This is a genomic window from Polyangium jinanense, from assembly GCF_028435365.1.
Map to the genome: position 1 here is coordinate 104,607 of NZ_JAGTJJ010000030.1, position 23,088 is coordinate 127,694.

Annotated in this window: 16 protein-coding genes; 7 read left to right on the forward strand and 9 right to left on the reverse strand. The window is 68.7% G+C overall.

Annotation, left to right across the window (positions count from 1 at the left end; genetic code table 11):
• Positions 1-313: 313 nt before the first annotated feature.
• The 5 genes from KEG57_RS34620 to KEG57_RS34640 all read left to right on the forward strand — a co-directional run bounded on the left by KEG57_RS34620 (position 314) and on the right by KEG57_RS34640 (position 6,838).
• Entirely contained in the window at positions 314-1,753 is a 1,440-nt protein-coding gene (locus KEG57_RS34620) for a DUF7125 family protein (protein WP_272421677.1), read from the forward strand.
• Complete coding sequence (locus tag KEG57_RS34625; RefSeq protein ID WP_272421676.1) at positions 1,750-2,133, forward strand: response regulator; 384 nt, start codon at positions 1,750-1,752, stop codon at positions 2,131-2,133. The genes KEG57_RS34620 and KEG57_RS34625 overlap by 4 nt, the downstream gene beginning before the upstream one ends.
• 89 nt (positions 2,134-2,222) lie before the next feature.
• On the forward strand, positions 2,223-2,654 hold the full coding sequence (locus tag KEG57_RS34630) for a PilZ domain-containing protein (RefSeq protein ID WP_272421675.1): 432 nt from the start codon (positions 2,223-2,225) through the stop codon (positions 2,652-2,654).
• 49 nt (positions 2,655-2,703) lie between these two features.
• Positions 2,704-4,812 carry an IPT/TIG domain-containing protein gene (locus KEG57_RS34635; RefSeq protein ID WP_272421674.1) on the forward strand — a complete coding sequence of 703 codons (2,109 nt, stop codon included), beginning with the start codon at positions 2,704-2,706 and terminating at the stop codon, positions 4,810-4,812.
• Positions 4,813-4,831: 19 nt separating this feature from the next.
• Positions 4,832-6,838: an IgGFc-binding protein gene (locus tag KEG57_RS34640; protein WP_272421673.1), complete on the forward strand. Its 2,007-nt coding sequence runs from the start codon at positions 4,832-4,834 to the stop codon at positions 6,836-6,838.
• A 45-nt stretch (positions 6,839-6,883) separates the two neighbouring features.
• On the opposite strand, the gene eutB is transcribed toward KEG57_RS34640, so the two are convergent.
• Positions 6,884-9,340 (reverse strand): ethanolamine ammonia-lyase subunit EutB, encoded by a 2,457-nt coding sequence (gene eutB / locus KEG57_RS34645; protein ID WP_272421671.1) that lies wholly within the window; start codon positions 9,338-9,340, stop codon positions 6,884-6,886.
• A 193-nt stretch (positions 9,341-9,533) separates the two neighbouring features.
• On the opposite strand from eutB, the gene KEG57_RS34650 reads away from it, so the two are divergent.
• Complete coding sequence (locus KEG57_RS34650; RefSeq protein ID WP_272421670.1) at positions 9,534-10,571, forward strand: hypothetical protein; 1,038 nt, start codon at positions 9,534-9,536, stop codon at positions 10,569-10,571.
• A gap of 9 nt (positions 10,572-10,580) precedes the next feature.
• Here the strand turns inward: KEG57_RS34650 and KEG57_RS34655 are convergent, their stop codons facing one another.
• The 7 genes from KEG57_RS34655 to rd form a co-directional block, all read right to left on the reverse strand.
• Positions 10,581-11,987 (reverse strand): glycoside hydrolase 5 family protein, encoded by a 1,407-nt coding sequence (locus KEG57_RS34655; RefSeq protein WP_272459220.1) that lies wholly within the window; start codon positions 11,985-11,987, stop codon positions 10,581-10,583.
• 51 nt (positions 11,988-12,038) lie between these two features.
• Positions 12,039-12,362 (reverse strand): hypothetical protein, encoded by a 324-nt coding sequence (locus KEG57_RS34660; protein WP_272421667.1) that lies wholly within the window; start codon positions 12,360-12,362, stop codon positions 12,039-12,041.
• 399 nt (positions 12,363-12,761) lie between these two features.
• Complete coding sequence (locus tag KEG57_RS34665) at positions 12,762-15,224, reverse strand: hypothetical protein (protein ID WP_272421666.1); 2,463 nt, start codon at positions 15,222-15,224, stop codon at positions 12,762-12,764.
• 63 nt (positions 15,225-15,287) lie between these two features.
• The gene (locus KEG57_RS34670) at positions 15,288-17,147 is read right to left on the reverse strand and encodes a hypothetical protein (RefSeq protein WP_272459221.1); all 1,860 of its coding nucleotides are present in this window, start codon (positions 17,145-17,147) and stop codon (positions 15,288-15,290) included.
• Positions 17,144-18,853 carry an OmpA family protein gene (locus KEG57_RS34675; protein ID WP_272421663.1) on the reverse strand — a complete coding sequence of 570 codons (1,710 nt, stop codon included), beginning with the start codon at positions 18,851-18,853 and terminating at the stop codon, positions 17,144-17,146. Before KEG57_RS34675 ends, KEG57_RS34670 begins: the two co-directional genes overlap by 4 nt.
• Positions 18,854-18,945: 92 nt before the next feature.
• Positions 18,946-20,751 (reverse strand): IgGFc-binding protein, encoded by a 1,806-nt coding sequence (locus tag KEG57_RS34680; RefSeq protein ID WP_272421662.1) that lies wholly within the window; start codon positions 20,749-20,751, stop codon positions 18,946-18,948.
• A gap of 442 nt (positions 20,752-21,193) precedes the next feature.
• Entirely contained in the window at positions 21,194-21,364 is a 171-nt protein-coding gene (rd, locus tag KEG57_RS34685) for a rubredoxin (protein ID WP_272421661.1), read from the reverse strand.
• A 345-nt stretch (positions 21,365-21,709) separates the two neighbouring features.
• Between rd and KEG57_RS34690 the strand changes: the two genes are divergently transcribed.
• The gene (locus KEG57_RS34690) at positions 21,710-21,901 is read left to right on the forward strand and encodes a rhodanese-like domain-containing protein (protein WP_272459222.1); all 192 of its coding nucleotides are present in this window, start codon (positions 21,710-21,712) and stop codon (positions 21,899-21,901) included.
• 17 nt (positions 21,902-21,918) lie between these two features.
• On the opposite strand, the gene KEG57_RS34695 is transcribed toward KEG57_RS34690, so the two are convergent.
• Positions 21,919-23,079, reverse strand: a complete 1,161-nt coding sequence (locus tag KEG57_RS34695; protein ID WP_272421659.1) for a DegT/DnrJ/EryC1/StrS family aminotransferase — start codon at positions 23,077-23,079, stop codon at positions 21,919-21,921.
• Between the last annotated feature and the right edge of the window lie 9 nt (positions 23,080-23,088).

Consider the following 23,088-nt stretch of genomic DNA (forward strand, 5'->3'; position numbering starts at 1 on the left):
CGGGGCGTGTGCCGGGGGAGCGTGTGGAGTCCGTTTGCGTGGTCGACGCTCGGGGCTTCGGGTTGCCTGACGGCATCCTTCGCCCCAAAACATCAGCCCACGCTTGGGGTTTCGGCCGCCTGACGGCGTCCTTCACCCCAAACCCCAGCCAAAGCTCGGGCAAACGGGGCGCGCATCCTGCCCCGCGAAATGGGGCTTGTCAACGGAAGGAACGGGCCTTTCGTTCGGTTCCTCGCGGTGAACCTCCTCACGCGCTATCCGTACGGAGGAAAACGCGACGACGGACGGACCACCGGCATCCCAGGGGAACGCCATGAAACAGGATGACGCCGAGCGACCCAGCCTCGACCGGATTCCGACGGGAATCACAGGTCTCGACACCGTCCTCGGCGGAGGCTTCCTGGCCGGCAGCGTCCACCTCGTCGTAGGTCCGCCCGGGAGCGGCAAGACCATCCTGGCCAACCAGATCACCTTCCGCCGCGCCGCGACGGGCCAGACGGCCGTGTACGTCACGCTGCTCGCGGAGGCGCACGCCCGCATGCTCGCGCATCTCGCGGCGTTCGAGTTCTTCGACCCGACGTTCGTGCCCCACCGGATCGTCTACATGAGCGGCTACGGCGTGCTCGAACAGAGCGGGCTCGACGGCCTGCTCGAGCTGCTCGGCCGTACGATCCGGGAGCACGGCGCGATGTTCCTCGTGCTCGACGGGCTCGGCACGGCCGAGGAGTTCGCTCCCACGACGAGCGTATTCAAGCGGTTTCTCCTGACGCTCTCGACCTCGGCGAGCTTGACCGGCTGCACGATGCTCCTGCTCGCCACGCAGCGCGCCTCGGACTTGCCGCGGCCCGAGCAGGCGACGGTGGACGGGCTCATCACGCTGGACAAACGCCGCGCCGGCCCGCGCTCGGTGCGCGAGATCGTGGTCGAGAAGATGCGGGCCACGAACTACGCGCTCGGCGCGCACGCGATCGACATCGACGAGAAGGGCATGCACGTCTACCCGCGGCTCGAAGCCTGGCCCTTCCAGCCGCCCTCCATGGTGCCCCCGCAAGGGCGCCTCGGCTTCGGCGTGCCGGGGCTCGATGCAATGCTCGGCGGCGGCATCCTCGCCGGTTCGTCCACCGTGCTCGCGGGGCCGCCCGGGACGGGCAAGACGCTGCTCGGGATGAGCTTCCTCCTCGAGGGCATCCGCCGCGGCGAGCGCGGGGTCTACCTCGGCTTCGGCGAGGCGCCGGCGCGGATCGTCCAGGCCGCAAGTGGCATTGGGCTCGACGCCCAGGGCGCGCTCGATCGCTCCGAGCTGACGATGCTATGGTATCCCCCTACCGAGGGTACGGCGGACGCAGTTGCGTGGCGCCTGCTCGAGGCGGTCAGCGAGGAGGGGCAGAAGCGCGTGTTCATCGACGAACTCCGCGGCTTCCGCAATATGGTAACGGACGTCGAGCGACTCGATCGCTTTCATGCGGCGCTCTGGGCCGAGCTCGCGAGGCGTGGTGCGACCACGGTCCTCGCGGAGACGATCTCCACGTGGGATCGCGCGCCGAACGTGAGCGCGTTGCCGCAGGCCGCCTTCGTCGACAATGTGATCGTCCTCGAGGAGGAAGAAAAAGGGCGGCGGCTGCGCAGGTACGTCGCGTCGCGCAAGGTCGCGGGCGGCAAGCACGATCCCTCCTTGCGTCGGCTCCGGATTTCGAGTCAGGGGATCGAGGTGGAGCGACCGAGCGCGCGAAGGCGCCTCCGGGGGAGCGCGTGAAGACGATCCTCGTCGTGGACGACGAACTCGACATCGTTGACGTCCTGAGCGACCTCCTGACCGCGGAGGGCTACCGCGTGATCACGGCGTCGAACGGGCGCGAAGGGCTCGCCCGCATCGCCGAATCGCGGCCCGACCTCGTGCTGCTCGATCGGATGATGCCCGTCGTCGACGGGGCCGAGATGCTGCGGCTGATGCGCGAAGACGCATCGCTCGGAGGGATCCCGGTCGTGATGATGAGCGCGGCCGAAGGGCGGAGGCTCTCGCAGGAGCTCGGGTGCGCGGCGTTCCTGAAGAAGCCCTTCGACCTCGGCACGTTGCTCGACACGGTCGCGCGGCTCGCTGGTAGGGGCGATCGCGAAGAGGTCGCGCGAAGCTAGGCAACGCTGAAAACCGCCTTGGGCGTTCGGCCTTGTCACGAGCGGCGCTCCCGCGGGAAGATTCCCCGAGCGCGCGCCGAGGTACGCCCATGAGCAACCAAGATCGTGAAGAAGAAGCACCGCTTTCCGAAAGCCCCCTATCGGGCCCCGCATCGGACCGCCGCACCGCGTTCCGGCACACGGCCGTCTTTCCCGCCCACATCGACACGGGCAACGGGCACAAGCGCACCGCGGTGATTCGTGATCTCAGCGTCTCGGGCGCCCTCGTGCTCACCCGTGCGCGCGTGAAGATCGGCGACGAGGTGACGCTGTCGCTGTACCTCACGGGAGACCCGAACCATTCCCGCGACGTGAAAGGACGCGTCGTGCGGGACGAGCGGCGCAGCGTCGAGGTCTCGGACATCTGGCCGTACGCCGTCGCCATCCACTTCAACGAGCCCTTCGAGGACATCGAGCCCGACGTGAAGGCGCTCGCCGAGAAGCAAGCGAGCCTCGGCCTCATCGGCGGCAAGGATCCCTGAACACGGCCGAGCCTCGCCCGTACCTGCCTGCATCGCGTACACTCGTGGGGTGCGCGACCTCCAAGCCAGCCCGAAAAAGCTCTTCCTCCGGGGCTTCCTGCTCTTCGCGCTGACCGCCTCCGCGTGTATCGCCGGCGCGCCCGAGGGCATCCGTCGCCAGACCGACGGCGACGGAGACGATCCGCTCATCAATTTCGACGGAGGCGTGCCGCCCATCGACGCCGCGCCCGAGATCCCGAACGCGGATCCCTACGCCGTGATCGGCGCCGATCCCACGCACGGCCCCTTCACCGGCGGCCAGCGCGTGCTCCTGCGTGGCAACGGCTTCGCGGCGGCCACGCGCGTCTGGTTCGGCGAGGTCGAGGCCGACGCGTCCACGATGGTGCCGATCGATCCGACCCGCCTGCAGATCGTCGCGCCGAAGGGCTCCGCCGGCCCGGTCACGCTCACCGTGCAGAAGGGCGACGACGAATCGACGCGCCGCTCGCTCCCCGGCGGATACGCGTACGACGCGCTTTACGCGGCCCCGTCGAGCGGGCCCGTCTCCGGCGGCACGGTCATCGAGATCGTCGGTGACGGCACGAGCTGGGGGCCCGGCGCGATCGCCAAGATCGGGGGCAAACCCTGCACCACGCAGACCGTCAACGGACCGACGTCGATCACGTGCACGGTTCCCAAAGGCACGCCCGGCGCGAAGCCTGTTTCGGTCGACGCGGGCGACGGCCAGCCGATCGTCGTGCTCGACGCGTACACCTACGAGGACAGCACGAACGGCTTCAAGGGCGGCCTCTCCGGCGATCCGATCGCGGGCAAGCTCAAGGTGCTCGTCTACGACAACTTCACGGGCGACCCGATCCCCGGCGCGCACGTGATCGTGGGCAGCGATCTCCCGTCCGCGCTCGTGAAGCAGGTCGATTCGACGGGCGTGACGCTCTTCGACGATCCCTCGCTCGCCGGGCCGCGCACCGTCACCATCGCGGCGAAGTGCCATAGCCCCATCACGTTCGTCGACGTCCCCGTCGACACGGTCACGATCTATCTCGATCCCGTCCTGAGCCCTGCTTGCGTGGCCGACGGCGATCCTCCGCCCGTCGGAGGCAAACCCGGCGCGGGCGGCGGCGTCCGTGGCGAGCTCGTCTGGACGGGCAGCGTCGAGTTCAAGAAATCCCCTTGGATCAACGTGCCCGCGCCTGCCCCGGGCGAGCGCCAGGCCGCGTACGTCTTCCACGCGAACCTGGATCCGACCGCGACCTTCCAGCTCCCGCACCCCTCGACCGCGATCCTCCCCGATGCGCCCGGCGAGATCGGCTACGCGTTCCAGCTCGGCAGCAGCGCCGGCAATCGCGCGCTTTACGCGCTCGCCGGCGTCGAGACCACGAACAGCGTGCCGCCGAAGTTCACGGCGTACGCGATGGGCATGGTGCAAGGCGTGAGCGTGCAGCCGGGTGCGTACACCGACCAGGTCTACATCGTGATGGATCGGACGCTCGATCAAGCCCTCACGATGGACGTCGCGCCGCCCGCGCCGGGGCCGAAGGGGCCGGATCGCGTGCGCGCCACGGTCTCCGTGATGCTCGGCAACGATGGCTACGCGATCCTTCCTTCCGGCGTGAAAGCCCCGCTCCTCCCGCTCGCCGGGCCCATCCCGTTCGTCGGCCTGCCTGCGCTCGACGGCTCGCTGTTTGGCGCGACGTACGTTTCCACGGCCCGCGCGGTCACGGGCCCGCAGGCCTCTGCGCCGATGTCCGTCGTCGGCCGGCTGCTCTCCACGAGCACCGCACAAAACCTCGTCGTGGATGGGTTCGTCGGCGTTCCGACGCTGAACACGCCGGCGAGCGGCGCGGCCTGGGATGGCCGACACCTCGCCACCACGTTCGGCGCGGGCGGCTCGGCGATCGACCTCTCGGTCTACGACATCGCGAGCGGCGGCGGCCTCATCCGCTGGACCGTGGTCGTGCCCAAGGGCTCGCATACCGTCGAGATCCCCGATCTCTCGGGCTTCCCTTTCCCCGAAGGCGGCCTGCCGGGCGGACCCATCACCATCGGCGTCTACGGCGCGCGTGTCGACAAGTTCTCCTACGGCGCGCTCCGCTATCGCGACATCCGGCCGAGCGGCATGAGCGCCTACGCCCTCGATTACTTCAACGTCTTCCTGTGATCCGAGCGAGGACACGCGCATGAACGAGCGATCCAGGCGCTCGAAGAAGCTCGGCACGGGCGCCCTCGCCCTCGGCACGATGGCTCTGCTCGCGAGTTGCTTCGACAAATCCACCCGCTGGGAAGAGGTCGAGCCCAAGCCCCCGCCGCCGCCCGCGTGCGAGCTCGGCCTCGAACGCTGCACGACCGCGCTCGAGCGCTGCACGGACACCGGCGCGGGCCTCGCGTGGACCATCGTCGAGGACTGCGCCGCCGAGGGCCTCGTCTGCGCGCCGACCTTGCTCCGCTGCACGGCGTGCCTCCCGAATGGTGGGAGCTGCAAGGGACAGGAGGCCTATCGCTGCAACGAAGACGGCACCGCCGCGACGCTCGTCGACACGTGTGATCCGTCGAAGGGCATCGCGTGCCGCGTCGGGAGCTGCGTGGACCTCTGCGGCCGCGCGACCGTCGAGAAGAGCAACGTCGGCTGCGAGTACTGGGCCGTCGACCTCGACAACGCGATGATCGACGCGACCAGCAACGCGGCCGCGCAGCAGTTCGCGGTCGTCGTTTCGAACCCGCATCCGGACATCGCCGTCTCCGTGCGCATCGCGCAAGACGATGGCCTGCCAGGCTCTCCCGCGGCGCCTTACGACATCGCGACCGCGGTCATCGCGCCCCTGAACCTCCAGGTCTTCAAGCTCGGTCCGCGCGAGGTCGACGGCAGCCCCGAGGGCGAATACGACACGGGCACGCACACGGCGCTGACGAGGCACGCCTTCCGCATCCGCTCGGATTTCCCCGTCGTCGCGTACCAGTTCAACCCGCTGGAAAATGTAAATGTCTTCTCGAACGACGCGTCGCTCTTGAAGCCGACCGAGGCGCTCTCGTTCGGCGTCGAGGACAGCGTCATCACGTCGTACGTCGTCGTCGGCTGGCCGCAGACGATCGCCGCGACCGACGATCCCGACACGAACTTCAACCCGAACGACCCCACCCACCTCCGCTCGTTCCTCACCGTCGTGGGCACGCAGCCGGACACCACCGTGCGCGTGAAGACGAGGGCGATGGTCGTGGGCGGCGGCCCCGTGCCGGAGACGCCTGCGAACGGCACGGTCGAGGTGCGGCTCGACGCGTTCGACGTGCTCAACCTCGAGACGGGCGATTTCAACGCCGACTTCACGGGCAGCACCATCGAGTCGAACCGGCCCATTGCGGTCTTCACGGGCGGCGAGGCCTCGGACGCGCCCCATTTCCCGACCCTCGCGTATCGACGCTGCTGCGCCGATCACCTCGAAGATCAGCTCGATCCGATCCGCACCGCCGGGAAAACGTTCGCCATTCCGCACACGCCGAGCCGCACGCGTATGGTCAAGCAGGCCGGCGGGCTCATCGAGGAGGTCCCCGAGCCCGATTACGTGCGTTTCGTCGCCGCCTCGAAGGCCGGCGCGAAGATCACGACGAGCCTGCCGCCGCCCTACGACGTCATCGACCTGAAATGGCTCGGTGATTCTGCCGAGGTCACGGCCTACCGCAATTTCACGGCCGAGAGCACGGAGCCCATCATCGTCGCGCAGATCATGGGCAGCCAGGACGCCGCGGGCGTGCGGCGCGGCCTGCCCGGCGGCGATCCCAGCCTGCTCATCGTCCCCCCGCTCGAGCAGGCCCGGCCCGACTACGTCTTCCTCACGCCCGACAAATACGTATTCGATTACATCTCGATCGTCGTGCCGGCGGGCCAGGGCGTCCTGCTCGACGAGCTCCTCCTCGGCCCCGACGCCTGCGAGGTCACCGCGGCCGACGGCCTCACGACCGAGGAGCGCGGCGGCAATCCGCCCGAGCTCCTCGTCTACAACTGCCAGCTCAGCTTTCCCCTCATCCAAGGGCTCGCGAACTTCGTCGTCACCCTGCCGGGCAAACAAAATGACGGCGTCCACCGGGTCGTCGCCGGCGTGCCGGTCATCGTGACCGTGGGCGGGTTCGATTCGTATGTGAGTTATTCGTACGCGGCGGGCACCGAGCTCCGGGCGATCGCGCTGCCGCAATGATCGCGGAAAGGGGCTCGCCTTCACGGGCGAGCCCCTCGCACGACGTCAGGGCAACGCCTTCCCCTTGAGGTCGTTGAGCTGCGTCACCACCTGCTTTGCGGACTCGACCGGATCATTCTTCTTGTCCGCATTCAAGGCATACGTCGTGTCGGCGAGGCCGGCGAGGACGCTCGTGATGTCGTGGTCGACCTTGCCCGGCTCTGCCCAGTACGTGACCGTCGGAATTGTCATGTACACCGAGAACGCGCGGTGCTCGCTGCCCGGCCGCTCGCCGATGACGTGCACGATGGCCCGTCTGCCCTGCTTGTCCGCGATCTTCCCGAACAGGATCTCGCCGACGTGATAGCCCGCGCGCACGCGTCCCGCCGTGCACACGATGTGCTCGGGCGCGACCTTGTAACCGGCCTTTTCGAGCTCCGCACGCAGCGCCGGCAGGAACTTGTCGACGTGGCCCGCATCCGAGATCGAGAAGGCGTTCAGGCCCTCCGAAATCATGATCTGCACGTCGTACTTGCCCGCGTGTTCGTCGCGCAGCTTCTCGACCACGCGGACCGCGTCTTCCTTGAGCTGCTCGCCCGTCGGCGGGTGCAGGATGTAATCGTCACGATCCTTCGCGCCCGTCCAGACCTTCACCATGCTCGGGATCGTCGCGACGAACGCCGGATCGAGCTCGGCGAGGATGCTCTTCTTGCCGTCGGCCACGAGGGCGCGGATGTACTGGTCGAGCTCGGGGTTCAAATCCCACGGGTTCGTCCCGTAGCCCTCGGCGATGAACACGCCCCGCTTCTTGACGGCGTCGAGCGCAGAGGCCGTCTCCTGCGCATTCATGATCTCCTCGACCGTGCGCGGATCCCCCTTCGCTTGCAGATACTTCGCATAGACGTACTTCACGTTGCCGAAGTACTGCGTGGGCTTGCCCATGGCGTCGATCACGCCGAGCTCCTGGAAAAACGCCCACATCTTGTCGTCGACCTTGTAGCCGAACTTCTCGCGGATCCGGACGTGGTCTTGGAACGCGGTCGTCAGGTACGACAGCATCGGATCGTTCTTCGTGGGCAAACCCATGAGGTACGCGGGGTTCGCCGGCATGATCTGGTCGATGCACCAGTCGAGATCGTCGAGATCGACCGACATGTGCAGCGTCGAGCAGATATCGAGACCGATCGGCAGCCCGTGGAGCTTGCCCATCGCGATGTCCTCCAGGCAGCAGCGCACGAGCTGCTCCTTCGTGCGGAAGACCTCGGGGCCGATGAAGCCGGCCACGTCGTTCAGGTGCACCCACGGCTCCTCGGGGTTGCCCGCGGCTTTTTGCGCCTCGGCCACCCGCTTCTTGAGCGCGCGCGCAAAGCCGTACTTGCGCGCCTCGTGCACGACCATGTCGAAGCCCGCGCCGTGGCCGTTCGTCGCGTCCGCGCCCTGGCCCGTCTCGAAGTAGAGGCCGTATTTGCCCGAGCGCGTCGCCGCGTGGTTCAGCATCTTCTCCACGGTCACGTCGAACGTCGCGTTCGCGTCCGTCGTGCTGCCGAGGCTCTGGAACCAGAGCGCCGTCGAGCCCGGGAACTGCTTCTCCACCGCCGCCTGCACGTCGATGTGCGCGAGACAGCAATGCGGCATCGTGTCTTCGAGCTTGAACGTGACGAGCAAGTCCTTCAGCACCTCCTCGATGGCGTGCACGCTCGCGACCTCGCTCGACACGGGGTTGTTGCCGAGCACGACATCGCCGACCGCGAAGGCGAAGCCGTTCATGACCTGCCAGAGGATGTCGTTCGTGTCGTCCGTGGGCGAGTTCGGCTGGATACGCGCGCCCATGTAGCCCTTGGCGCCGATCTTCGAGCCCGGCAGCGGGTTGAACACCGTCTGGCCGAGCTTGATGAGCTCGTCGTTGCTCATGAGCTTCACGATCATGCCGATGATGTCGCTCGGCAGGCCCACCATGACGGCCTTGATCTCGTCCTCGGTCTTTTCGAGCAAGAACGATTTGAGCTCCGACATCTTCCAGGCGCGCGCGCCCTCGAGCGCGGGCGCGTCGGTCGTCTGGATGATGAGGGAATAGACCGCGTCCTCGAGCATCGGACGATCCGCGAGATCGCCGATCTTCGTGTTCGAGAGCAGTTTGCGCGCGTTCTGCCGCGACAGGTCGTCGACGGCCGCGATGCCGAGCGCCTCGTCGCCTTCCTTGTATTCGTTGGCGGCGCCGATCACGGCCTTGTAGAACTCGTGGTCGTACTTGCCCTTGACGCGGGTGACGTACGCGATGACGTCCTCGCCCTCCCTGATTTCCGGGATGGATACGCCGCTCGGCGCGGTGGGCGTCCCCGGATCCGGTTGGATGGGATCGGAGCCACACCCCGCCGCGAACGTCGCGGCGACGCCGCCAAGGAGCCCCATCATGAAGGTGCGACGGCGGAGCGCGAGGCGCGCCGCTGCGGGAAGCGCCGCGGCCGCCACCCGAATCTGCCGAGGTCTACGAGGACGAGTGAGCTCGTTTGTCAGCTTCTTCATGCGATCGTGCTCCCAAGCAACCATCCAAGGAGTCGTTACCCGCATAGCGGCGAGCTTCGTGAAATCGACCCACCACCCGCGGAAGGTGCCTTTCGAATAAAGGCACCCCGGATCGATTCTAGGCCCAGCGTCCTCGCTCTGGCAACGTCCTCGTCGCGGAATCGGGTATGGTGGTCACCGAGCGAGGCACGGCATGGCTTACAAACGGCAGATCGGAACTTTCGTGGGGCTCTTCGCGCTTCTGGGCGGATGCCAGATCGTTGGCAGCATCGAGCCGGAGCTCGTCCTCGCGTCCGGAGACGAGATCTGCGGCGACGGCGTCGACGACGACGGCGACGGCCTCACCGATTGCGCCGATCCCGATTGTGGCGTGAGCCTCTGCGTCCCGAACGCTCCTCCCGGCTGGGAAGGCCCGTTCTGGGTCCGCCACTCGGCCTGGGACGGCACGTCCGGGCCCGCGTGCCCCGCGGGCTTTTCGGGCTCCGCCCATTACATGTCCCCCGCGCCGGCGGCCTGCACACCCTGCGCGTGCAGCGACGTCCAGGGCGGCGCTTGCGCCCCGCCGAAATTCCGGTGCTGGCCCTCCAAAAACTGCTCGGGAGAGGTCGTCAACACAACGCTTCAAAACGTCGGGCAATGCGAAGCGCCCTTCGGCCCGTTCCCGTTCCCGTCCGCGAGCTGCCGCATCATCGGCCCGGGCGCCGTGCAATCGGAGGGCGCGTGCACGGCGAGCGGCGGCGAGCTCACGGAGCCGCAGCTCTTCCAGCAGATCGTCTCGGCCTGCGAGCTCGGCGCGGGGACTGGCTGCGCCGAGGGCTCCACCTGCGCGCCGCCGCTCGAGGAGGGAGCGCGGCTCTGCGTGCGGAGCAGCGGCGGCGGCGTATGCCCGAGCGGATGGGAAGCCGAGACGCTGACGGCCTATGCTGGCGGGCAGGACGCGCGAACGTGCGACGCTTGCACGTGCCAATTGGAGGGCGCCGGATGCGAGGGCGGCGCCTATCGTATTTTCGATACGAACAACTGCCAGCCGTCCGGCTCGGGCGCAGACGCGGATCCCCCGATCGACATCACGGGCGACACCTGCGTCGACGTCTCCACGCTCGCCGATTCCGCCACCTTCTCGATCCTCGCCCTCGAAGCCAGCGTCTACACGGGCGCCTGTACATCCGCGGGCGGCACGCCGAGCGGCGCGGTGCTGCTCGAGGGCGCCGTCAAGTATTGTTGCCGCTAAGCCGGTTGGTCATTCCACACGAAATCGAGGATCCTGCCGGATTTCGCGGATCCGCTCGCGCGCCCAGGGTTCGTCCGGGCCGATGTCGGCCGAGTCGCCGCCCGCGCCGATCGAGATCGTCCGGCCGCCCTCCACGTCGAGATTGCAGAGCCCCTCGCCCCAGAGGATCGCGGCCTCGATCGGTCGGCGCTCGGCGCGTGGCCTGGCCGGGCCGAGCACCACGTCGAAGAGCTGGCCGAGGTCGTGTTTCGCGCCGCCGCGGCAGAACTGCAGGGCGCTCTTCGGCACGTGCTGGCCGAGCTCGCCGAGCAGAAAGGGCAAACCGAGGCTCCGGGCGATCGTGAGGTCATGGTCGAGCTTCCACGTCGCGCGGGCGAACGCGGGGTCCTCGTTCGAAGGCGCGACGGTCGTGTACACGTGCGCCGTCCAGACGAGCCGCGCGCGAAGAGAAGCGGGCAGCGCCTCGATCCACGCGCGCTGAAAGGACACGTAGCCCGCCTCGTGCCCGCGCAGGTCGCCGAGCAGGATCGGGTGCGGAAAACGCTCGCCGAGCAGGCGGAGCGCGGGGCGCACGAAATCGTTCACCCAAACCGAGGCCTCCGGGCCGTCCCAGGTGCCGCGCGCGACGTTCCGGAACGTGTCGAGCTCGTTGACGAGCTCGAAGGCCAGGATCGCGGGATCTTGCGCGATCGCGGGCCTCTCGGCAAAGGCCTCGATGCGGTCGGCGAGGGTGCCTGCGCCTTTTTCTTTCCAGCCGCCTTCCAGATAAAAACGTCGGGCGAAGAAGGGGCTCTTCGGATCCTGGTCGTCGAGCGAGCGCGTGCTGTCCGGGGCGCCGTAGCCGGCCTGGTGGTTCTGTAGCGTGACGATGAAACGCAAAGGTCGCTCGCGGCGCGCGTTTTCGTCGAGCAGGAGCGCGAGCATGTCGGCCGCGTGCTTGATCTCGGTCGGCGAGCCCGTTTGCTTCAGCGAACCCCACAGGCGAACGACGGGCGCGCCGCTCCGGGCGACGGTGTCGAGCGCGATGCAGGCGACGCGGCGGCGATCGAGCTCGGTCGGCCCTCCCTCGTAGAGGAGTTTGTCGAGAAGATCGAACAGGTGCGTCCCGACGAACCGCAGCCGGACGGATCGACCGGCGAAGTCCTGCTCCATGTGCCCGACCGCGCCGGGTTTGGCAGGAACGACACGCGCCAATCCGTCCGGGCGCGCCCAAACCTCGGAGACTCCGATGGTCTCGGGGCAGGCCGGATGCGGACGCGGCGGCGCCGGTGAAGGCAGAGCCGCGTGCAGATTCGGAGGCGGAGGCGAATCCGGAACCGACGTCGAATTCGTGAGCGGCGCAGGCAGGACGGCGTCGGGACGTAACGGCGCGTCACATGCGGCGACAATAAAAAAGAATGCCAGAAAAAGGCGCATGGCGGGACCGAGGAGGCCCGGCTTCCTCGACGAAAAGCCCACCACCCGAAATCACGAAAATAAAGTGGGGAGGAACTGCTGCATTTGCTTGGCCTGGGCCTCGGCGCGGGCGCGGCAGGCCTCGAGGCGGGCGCGCAGCGGGCCGTCAGCATCCCGGGCGCCACGGCGAAAGACCTCGGCCGCGCGCTCGTGCGTGAGCTTGAGCAAAGGTGCGAGGCTCTTCTGATCGACGCGCATCGGAGCGTCGAGGAGCACGATGCACGCTTCGGCCGCATCCCGCAGATCCGATGCGTCGAGGGCGTCGGCGACCGGGAGAAGCTCGACGAGCGACTGCTTGAGGGTGTCTCGCCCGCCTTTGGGTATCGCGCTGGACATGAGGATGAGTCCAGGATAGCGGAGGAATTCGGTTCGGCCATCCGGGGCGTTATTTGTCGCGACGCGGCAAGCACGCCTCCCGGTCGCCCCGCCTCGAAGCGCCAAGATCGTGCCGCAAGAGGTGCAACCCGGACGGGTGATTTCGACAAGACCGGCCGTCCGGGGGTCCCTGGAACCGGGTGTCCCGACAAACGCAAAACGAGCGAGAGACGCGATCGGTGCGCCCCTCGCTCGCGAGAGCAGCAGCGTCCCCCCCGAGCCGCTGTCTGCTCTCCTGCCCGATCCTACCCCGCGCACGTCAAAAAGCCCCACGTCCGGAGAGCAATCCCCTGTGGGGATGTCGGTTTTTGGGGAGACGAAAAGCTAGAACATCGAGCGGTCGTCAAACCGCTCGATGTTCTAGCTGGAATGGGCCGAGGCGCCCTGGGGCAGATCGATCTCGGGCACGGTCGGGCGTTCGCTGATCGGCGTGACGCGATCGCCGGGCAGAGGCTCGGGGCGCGGCGCCGCGAGCCGGGTCGGCCGCCGCGCCGCAGGGACGAACGCAGCAGCGAGCAGCACGGAGGCACCACCGCAGAGCACGGCGGCGCTGTAGCCGAGGCGGAGCGCGAGCAGGGCGCCGCCGAAGAGCGCGAACGCGGCGAACGATCCAGCGACGGCCATCGCGAGGGGCAACGCGCGATCGGCGATCGAGGACGCGATGCGCACGCCGAGCGCGAGGAGCGCGCCGAGGCTGAGGCCGATCACGCCGAGGATCGCGGCGGCGACGCCGATCCGCGCCGGCAGCGTGAGCCCAAGGGCCAGACCGAGCGCCGGATCGAGGCCCATCGCGAGGGGCGCGAGGACGAACACGAGCGCGAGCGACCAGCGCTGCGCCGCGCCCCGCGCGCCCACATCCCCGGGCCGATGCCCGAGCCCGAAGCCCACGCCGAGCGCGAGCAAGAAGACGAGCGGCAGCACGAGCGCCACGAGATCCGCACGGCCCACGACCACGCCGAGCCGCGGAATCAGCGCCCCGCCGATGAGCGAGAGACCCGCCGCAGAAAAACCGAGCGCGAGCGCCGCGCGCAGGATCGATCCACGCGAAGCGCCGTCGAGCGTCCGCCGCGCCGCCACGAGCGGCCCGAGCAGCGCGATGAACGCGACGATCGCCGTCACCACGAGGCCGGCGGCGATCGTCAAGAGCCCTCGCTGGTTCTCCTTCAGCCCACGCACGTCGAGCAGCGTCTTCTTCAGGTTGCCCGGCGCGACCGTGGAGAACCAGAAGGGACGATCGTCCGTCGGCGGCCGGAGATCCGTGCCCTGCTGCGCCGAGAGCGCGGCCGGATCGGCCCCCTCGACGAGCAAGCGACGGATGTTCCCTTTCGGCGCGTCCGCCATGAGCAGCTCGGTGTACTTGTGCCGCCGGCAGTGCGACCGAAGGTTCGTGAGCTCCTCGGCGTGGAGCGGCGTGCGCTTCACGAGCAGCGAGGTGATCTTGTCCTTCGTGCAGCCGAAGAGGTGCTTCGCAGGCGTCTGTGCGCCCGTGTCGCGCAGCGCGCGCGTCGCGAGCGCGACGAGCCGATCCGCCTCCACCTCGGGGCGCGAGAGCGTCACGGTGCCCTCGGGCACGACCGCGAGCAGCAGATCTCGCACGGCCTGCGTCGTGAAGAGCGGGATCGGCGTGGCCGCGACGGCGCCGACCGGCGAAGGCGAGAAGGCGTCGACGTACCCGACGACGATGCTGCGATAAGGCACGGGCGGGCGCCTCGCGAAGGCGCGGGGTCCGTCGACCGTGACCCGGATCTCGGGTTTGTCGTAGAGCTCCCCGCTCCACGCGCGCGACTCGCCGCGCATGATCTCGTGCACGAGGGTCGGGTCCGGCTCGACCGCGTAGATCTCTTTCTGGTTCTGCCGAAGCGCGGACCGGAGCCCGCGCCCGCCGGCCGATCCCACGACGAGCACGGGCCCCTTGTCCTTGTGGAGGACGTAGCCGAGCTCGTCCGGCGAGGCCGGCGGCGTCTGCTTCCCCTCGTAGATCGGCGTGCCCATCGTGCCGTCGGCGCGCAGCCACGCAGCGCCCGCGGAGGGTTTGTCCACGGTGAGCAGGCCGCGGTTCGTCCAGCGCTGGAAGGCGACGCGCTCGATCTGGATCCACCGGATGGTCGCGAGCTTGAGGTACGGCGCGCCGATCTCGCCCGCGAGGAGCACCGAGCAGCCGAGCACGAACGTGGTGACGACGCCGAGGTGCACCCGCGGCGACTCCGCTTCACCGGACGACCCCTCGCCCTCGGTCTCGACGAACTCACGCCGCGCCGCGACCGCGAACAGCGCGGCCGCGAGGCTCGCGGCGATCGCCGCGCCGAGCCCCACCCGCGCAGGCCCGAACCGCAGAACGAACGCCGCCACGACGACGCCACACGCCGCGCCGAGGAGCCCGCTCTTGCCGACGTCGGCCACGCGCCGCCGCGCCACGCCGAGCGCGCCCGTGAGCGTCACGCCCGCGAGCAGGAACGGCAGGAGCGAGGTGCCGAGGAAGATCGCGAGCTGGCCGAGCGCCGCACGATCGAAGGTGTCGACCGAGCGAGCGCGCACCCCGACCACGACCGAGACGGCCATCGCGCCCGCGGAAAGCGCGGCGAAATGCGCAACCGGCGCAGCGCTGCGAGGAGGCTTCCCGATGCCCCGCACGACCGATCCGAGGAGCGCCCCGAGGCCAAGCCCGAGCGGCAGCAGCATGAACCACACGAGCTCGAAGTGAGGCCCGAGCAAGGCGGAGTACAGCCGCACGAGCGCGATCGAGAGCACCACGAACGCGGCGAGGTAAAGCGCGATCCCCCCGGCGAGGGCCCTCGACTGGCTGACCGACATTGCGAGGGACATCGTCTAGCACGGGTCGAAGCTCGTTGACCCGCCGAATCTCTCGCGGCCTTTCGCTCGCTTCCCTCAGCGTTCTTTGCCGAGCGGCGAGAGCGGCCACGGGCGCAGCAGCGGAACGGCCGCCATCGGGCCGCTTTGCCGGAGCGCGCGGGCGCACTCGTCGACGAGCAGGCGCCGCGGCCCGAACGCCGTCCCGTTCGCGGCATCGGCATCCATGAGCCGCGTGGGCGTGTCGCGGCCGAAGTCGTCGGGATGACCGGGATCGTCGAGCAGCACGTGCCCGAGCTCGTGCGCGAGGGCGAAGCTCGCGCGGTCGGCCCGGAGCGCGGCGCGATCCGTGATGAGCACGTTACGCACCGCGCCACCGTCGGCGCCGATGAAGCTCTCGCCGATACGGCCACTGCCCGCGAAGTTCGGAACCACGATCACCTCGATCGTCGACGGATCCCCATCGTCGAGCGCCTTGATGAGCGCGCGCTCCTCGACCGTGCCCGCGATCGCGTCGATGTCGTTGAAGTGCTGCAGCCCGTCTTCGAGCTCGACGCGCCCGATGCACGCCGTGAGCAGCGTGTCCGTGCTGACCGGCCCCGACGCGGGCGGCTCGACGAGCGCAGGCTCGCCGCTCTTGCGCCGCACGAGCACGTCGGAGCTCCCGCGCGCGCCCGCGGCGATCGTCGCGTTGTCCGAGACGCGGGCCACGAAGCCCGCCGATGCGATCGCCGTCGCGAGCACGCGCGCCGCGCCCGCGGGCGTCGTGCCCTTCTCGAGCGTCACCGCGATCTCGCGCCCGTCCACGCGCACGCGCACCTTGCCGCCGCCCGCCGCGGGCAAGCCATGATCACAACCGAGCGCCACGAGGTGCGGGCGCGGTGGATCCACGATCGTGATCTCCGTCTCGGCGGGCGGCCCGAAGCTCACGCCACACGCGCCCCACAGCGTACTCGCTTGCGCCACGTCCGCGCGCGCGAGCGCCATCGCGCCCGCGTCGTCTCCGCCCACGGGCGGCGGCCCGCCCGATCGCGGACGCACGAGGAACACGCGCAGCACGCCGCGGTAGCGCACGAGCGAACCAAGCGGCGATACGCGCGGACCTGCAACGCGCAGGCCTCCGAGCTTGCGCGGCTCGCCGAGCAGCGCGACCTCCACCGCGCCGCCGAGCTCCGCGCGCACCGATCGATCACGCACCGTCGGGTGGTTTCGATCGATCTCGTCCGGCACCACGCGGATGGGCGCGGTCGAGGCGCACGTGAGCGACGCGCCCACGCCGTCGGGACACGGAACCGGCCCGAGCATCAAGGGCTCGAGTCGATCGACGATCGCGCCCGACGGCGCGCGGCCCGTCACGCGCACGACCGGCGGCAGATCGTCCGCCGTGGCCACGACGACGAAGCGCACCGCGTCGGGGTTCGTGCTCTTCGCATACGGATCCGCCGGCAGCCGCTCGGGCGGTGTGCGCTCGAGCGAAGCGTGCGAGCGCGCCGGATCCACGAACCGGCCCTGCCCATCGACCGGCCGCACGTCGATCGCCGAGATCGTACGCGTTCGTCCGAACGCCTTCACCTCACCGCGCCCCGGCCGCACGGCCTGCAGGGCGATACGCTTCGCGCCCGCGGGAATCACGCTCCCCGAGAACGGCCGCCCATCCACGAGCAGGCGCGCCACGTCGCCGCGGACCTCGATCGTTCGATCCTTGCCCTTCGGCAACACGAGCTCGAACAGGTCCGTGGACGGCGCGACGACGTCCTGCTCCGCGTCGGGCCGACCATCGACGTCGTCGTCGTCGCGATCGACGCCGAGCACGATCCGATCGTCGGCCTGCGCCGCGGGCAGGTTCTCCGGGCTCCCCTGCCCCGCGGCCGCGAGGACGATCCCGAGGACGAGCGCGCGCCCGAAGGGCCTTCCGCGCTCGCCTCGGGCGAGGCTCACCGCCCCTCGATCGCCTGCGTGACGATGTGGAACTCGACGCGACGGTTACGCGCCTGCCCCTCGGCCGACGCGTTGCTCGCGACCGGCTTGCGCGCGCCAAAGCCCTTCGATTGGAGCCGGTTCGCTGCGATGCCACCCTTGTTGATCAGGTAGTCGCGCACGGCCGCGGCGCGGTTCGCCGAGAGCTTGTCGTTGTACTCGGGCTTGCCGACGTCGTCGGTGTGGCCTTCGACGCTGACGAGCTTGATCTCAGGGTTCGCCCTGAGCAGGCGCACGACCTCGTCGAGGATCGGGTAGCTCTTCGGCAGGATCACGTTGCTGTCGAACTCGAACTCGACCTGCTTCGTGATCTGAATCTCGCTCGATCCGCTGATGCGGCGAATGAACTGCGGGCACCCTTCCTTCTCGGGATCGTCGCCGCGCATGCCCGGCTCCTTCGGGCACTTGTCCTCGACGTCGGGCACCGTGTCCTGATCGGCGTCGTCCTCGGGGCAGCCGTCGCGATCGTCGATGTTGTCCTTGTCCTCGGGGACGGCCGGGCACTTGTCGACGTTGTCGGGGATGCCGTCCTTATCGAGATCGGACATCGTCGGACAGCCGTCGTCGGGGTTCGGCGGCGCCTTGTCTTCCTTGTCGACGGGGCACATGTCGACGAGGTCCGGGAAGCCGTCCTTGTCCGTGTCGACGTCGTCGCGGAACTGGTAACGCGCCGAGCCCGCGCCGACCTCGGTGTCCTTGAGCTGGAAGGCGCCGCCGACGACGGCGACGATGCGCATGTCGGGCGCGTAGCCGCCTGTGAGGCGCGAGCCGATCGAGAGGCCCGCCCATGAAATTTTCTTCGCGTCGAGCGCCATGCGACCCGAGAGCGACCACTCGAGCGGCGAGGCGTCGAGCTCGCCGAGCGTCTCGGGGAGCATGCCCACGGAGCCGAAGATCTCGGCCCCGATGCGAAGACGATCCTGCATGAGCGGCACGTAGCCGCCGACGCCGTACGTGAGCTCGCGACCGACCGTGAGCTCGTGCAGCTTCGCGGTGGGCCGGATGGAGAAGCCCGCGTTCACCGTGATGAAAAACTTCTTCGCGTCGTACTCCGTGGCGAGACCGACGCTGCCCCACGCTTCCTTGTCACCGCCGAAGGAGAACTCGTCGCCGGTCGGCAAGAACGCCGACGCGCGCAGGCCGAGCTTGAAGGACTTGTCCTCCGTGCGGAACACGATGAAGCGACCGTCGAGCCGCATATCCATCGGCGCGAAGGCTTGCATGTTGACGTTCTGGTTGAGCGCGACGGCCGAGTTGCCCGTGGGGTTGCCGCTCTGGTAGAGCGCGAGCGGCAGCGTCACCTGCACCGCGCCGCGCTCGAGGATCTCGGCACCGGCCGTGATGTACGCCGTGAGCTGATTGGCAACGGGCGGGCCTTTGAGCGTCTCGGCCTTGTCGAGGTTGTCGACGTGGTTGTCGACGCGCAGCGGGTTCAGCGAGAAGCCGAGCCCGAACTGGCCGTAGAGGCGCGTCTGGCCAATCTCAGGGCGCCAGATCCCGAGGCCGTCGGCAGGCGCGCCGCCGATCTGCAGCCGGTCGAGGTAAAACGTCTTGTCTTGCGCGTGCGCCGCGAGCGGCACGAGCAAGGTCGCAAGGAGGGTGGCGCCGGGCAGCAGGGTCTTCTTCGCCCGCACTGCCCATGCGGGTCCCGTATGTCGTCGAACCATCACGCGATGTCCTCTGTATCATTGTCCCGGCCAGACCGGGTGACCGTTGCGCGCCCTCCCTTCACGCAAGGTCACCCGGGCGTCATGGACGGTCACTTCGGCGTCGGCGGAACGACGATCTCGTTGATGGGCAGGAATCCGGCGCCCGCGGGATAGGCGTACGAAACGCGGAGCGTCTGCTGCGTCGTGCCCCAGCCCCACACGGTGGCGCCGAAGGGCTGCGTGCTCGACATCTCCTGCGGCCCGTTCGTGCAGCCGTCCACGCCCTGGAAATCACCCTTCACGAGGTCCACGCGGGTGTACTCGTAGTCGCCGATGGCCTGCCACCCGTCGAGCTCGCCCTTGCACTTCAGCGTGACGGGGGCAAACTCGCCGGTCACCTTCGACTTGACACGCACCACGACGAGGCTCGTCTCCGGGTACGTCGGGTCCGTGAAGAGCACGTAGCGACGCAGGAACTGCTGCGGCGGCACCACGTTCACCCAGTCCGGATCGCCGACGGCCGCGAACGGCGCGCCGCCCGTCATGTAGGCACCCAGGTAGAACGGGTGCTGCACGTCTTGGCTGCGCACGACGAACGGCCCCGGATCGTCGAACTCGAGGACCTGGCCCTGGTTGATCGTCGTGGGCGCGCCCGCGGGCTTCGTGGGCGTCCAGGTGAGGGCCGTCCCGTCGACCGCGCCGACGAGCCGCCACCGCGACGACTCCTCCGACCCGCTCGACCGGCTCTTGTACCGCACGGCCACGTATTCGTTGCCGAGCGCGCGCACCGGCGCGAGCTGCTGCTGGCCCGAGTCGCAGTCGTCTTGCATCGACGGCACGTTCATGCATTTCGACGCGCCGAACACGCCGATCGGTTTGTCCGAGGCGATGGGGCTGCCCGTGAGCTCCTCGGGCTGCGTGATCTGCAGGAACTGGCCCGCGTTCAAGATGTAGTCGACGGGCTTGTTCACCTCGGATGCGGGGACGCCGCCGCCGCCGACGACCGCCACGTTCGGCAGGAGCGTGACCTTCGTGTTGTCCTGGTGCGCGAGGATCGCCATCGAGGGCCAGGCGTCGGAGAAGATCTCGCTCGCCTTGTACGCGTTGATGGCGAGATAGTTGGTGTCCCAAGCACTCGTCGGGAGCAGCAGCGTGGCCGAGGTGACGTACGCCTGACCGCCGCCGTACGGCGAGATCTGGTAGGCCACGACGGGGTAGTCCGTGGTGATGTGGAAGGCGTCGCCCTTGCCCGTGTCGATCACGCCGGTCTCGAGGTTCAGCGCCGCGGGCTTCGGGCAGTCGACGACGCTCGCGCCCTGCGACTTGCGCGACAGGAACAGGATCGCCACCTGCCCCACGTCGATCCCCGTCGCCGCGTTGTACGGGTCGTACTGGATCGCGCCGTTCGCGCCGATGCTCGGGATGTACGCGAACGTCGACGGATCGAGCGTCGAGCCCTTGCGCGAGACCTCGAGGTGCACCGGCTTCGACCAGGTATTCGCCACGAATGCGGCGAAACAGGCGCCGTCCGCCTGCGGGCGGAGCGCCGTCTTCAGCGCCCAGTAATCGCAGCCGTACGAGCTCTTCGACTCCTCGGCGGCCTGGCAGGGGTTGTCGATGCACTTCGCATTCGCGCAGCCCTGGTCCGAGGTGCATTGCACCTTGACCTGGCCATAACAATCGACGACCGCCGTGAGATCGTTCGAGCACGTGTCATCGCAGCCTACGCCGCTGTCGGTGTCGATGATGACGCCGCCGGAGCCGCCGTCACCGCCTCCCCCGGGTCCTCCGGGCCCCGAGCCCGGGCCCGACGCCTCCGGGTCCGAGTATGAATCGGTGCACGCGGCATACGCCGTGGCGGCGAGGAGCGCCGAGATAGCGAGCGAGAAGCTCGAAGCCCAGCTGGACTTTTTCACGCAAACCTCCCTTTCCGGCAATGGGTCACGAGGGTACCACGATCAGCAGGCTTCGGTACGGGGACAAACCCCGACTTCCTCCGCGTCTTCCCGGACGAACACCCTCGCGGAGACAGGCTCCGCGCGGAACGCGCGCAGCGAGGCCGGATCCATACGTCCATTCGAATGCGCCGTTCCTTTCCGTAGCAACCCACTTCTCTGGGCTGCTCGCCCGCTCGACGAACTGCCAGACTCGACCAGCCTTCGTCGGCAGCACCGACGAAGGGCGTCGGTGGTGTATCCTCTATAACCTTTAGATAGTAAGTAACGGACCGATCCTAGCCGACGTGGAAAAGTCCCGTCAAGGTCCGCCTCGCGGCCGCCTCGCCGGGATCTTGCCGTGTGCGACGTCGTGGGCCCGCACGCCCCGAGCGCACGAGCGGGCCGACGACGCTATCGCGGCTCAATCGTCGATCGGCTCGAAATCGGCCTTCGAAGCTCCGCATTCAGGGCAATACCAGTCGTCCCGGATGTCCTTGAACGCCGTACCCGGCGCGACGCCGGAGTCCGGATCGCCGATCTCCGGATCGTAGACGTAGGAGCACACGAGGCAGCGGTATTTCTTTTCCTTCATCGGCATCGTCCCTCGCGAAGGGGGCCCTTATATCCTCGACCCGCCTCGAAGGGTAGCCTCCTGAAAGCCGAAGTTTCTCCACGAGCGAAACGAAAAGGCGCGTGGCCGCTGCGTCAATTGCAAGACGCTGGAAAACCGCGGATCCTTCGGATCCCAACGAACGATCCGCTTGGTCATCAGCAACACGCTCCCCTGGCTGAGCATCCCGATCCCCGCGGGATATCGGGTCTTCACGCACCGGAGCGTGGGCCTATTGCTACCTCCTGCCCTTCGGCCTCATCGAGAACCTCGGCGCGCTCACGACGATCGTGGTGATGGCCGTGTCCCGTTCGAAACGCGCTCGTCGTGCTGCTCTCGCGGTCCGGGGATCGCTCGGCGACGGCGGCGAGACTGCTCGAAGCGCGCGGGATGACGTTCGTGGCCTCGATGGAAGGCGGGATGCTCGCCTGGAGGAACGCGAGGTATGCGACGACGCGTGATCCGTCGTTTCGAACGCGTACGATCGAGACGCTCGCGTGGTCGTTCGGCTTGTTCTGACGCCGAAGCGTTTCAGTTCAGCCCGGAAAAACTTCCTGCAGCGACGCGTCGAGCGCCGCGCACACCTCGTCGACCTGCGCGTCGGTCATGCGCGGGTAGAGCGGGAGCGTGAGTTCGCGCGGGGCGAGCGCGTCCGTGCGCGCGAGGCCCTCGCAGCGGACACGCTCGGTGGCGCCGTGGAAGGAGAAGGCGTGGATCGGCGGGTAATGCACGCTCGTCTGGATCCCGCGCGCCTTCATGGCCGCCATCACAGCCTCGCGCGGCGCGCCCTCGGGCAGGAGCACGGGCATGATGTGGTAGGCGCCCTCTCCCACCCCGCGCGACTCGAAATCGCGGAACGGGATGCTCACGCGGCCGATCGTGGCGAGGCGCTCGTGGTACCGCATCACGACCGCGCGGCGCATGCGGTTGCCCTCGGCGAGGCGGCCGAGCTGCACGAGGCCGATCGCGCTGCGGATCTCGTCGATGCGGTAGTTCTGCCCCGCGAGGACGACGTCGTACGAGAACGCGTGCCCCTTGTGGCGATCGAGCGTGAGTGTGGTCATCCCGTGCGATCGCAGGAGCTTGCAACGCTGCCTGAGCTCGTCCGTGCGCGCGGCGACGGCGCCGCCCTCGCCGGTCGAGAGGTTCTTGTTCGAGAAGAAGCTGTAGCAACCGACGTCGCCGATCGTCCCGAGCGCGCGACCCTTCCAGGTCGCGAGCGGTGCGTGCGCCGCGTCCTCGATCACCGCGACGCCGTGCCGCTCGGCGATCGCGAGGATCGCGTCCATGTCGCACGGGTAGCCGGCGTAATGCACGACCGCGATCGCCTTCGTCCGCTTCGTGATCTTCCGCTCGACGTCCGCGGGATCGATCGTGAGATCGTCCGGCCCGACGATGTCGGCGAGCACGACGTCCGCGCCCGTGGTGAGCGCGGCGTTCGCCGTCGCCACGAACGTGAGGCTCGGGCAGATCACCTCGTCGCCGGGGCCCACGCCCACGGCGAGGTAAGCGAGGTGCAGCGCCGCCGTGCAGTTCGTCATGGCGAGCACGCCCGTCGTGCCGAACGCCTCGCCGAGCGCGCGCTCGAAGGCCTGCGTGCGCTCGCCCATCGTGAGCCAGCCGGAGGCCACGACATCGGCCGCGGCCTGGGTCTCTTCAGGGCCAAAATGAAGGTCGCAGAGGGGGATCTTCCACATGCTCGGATC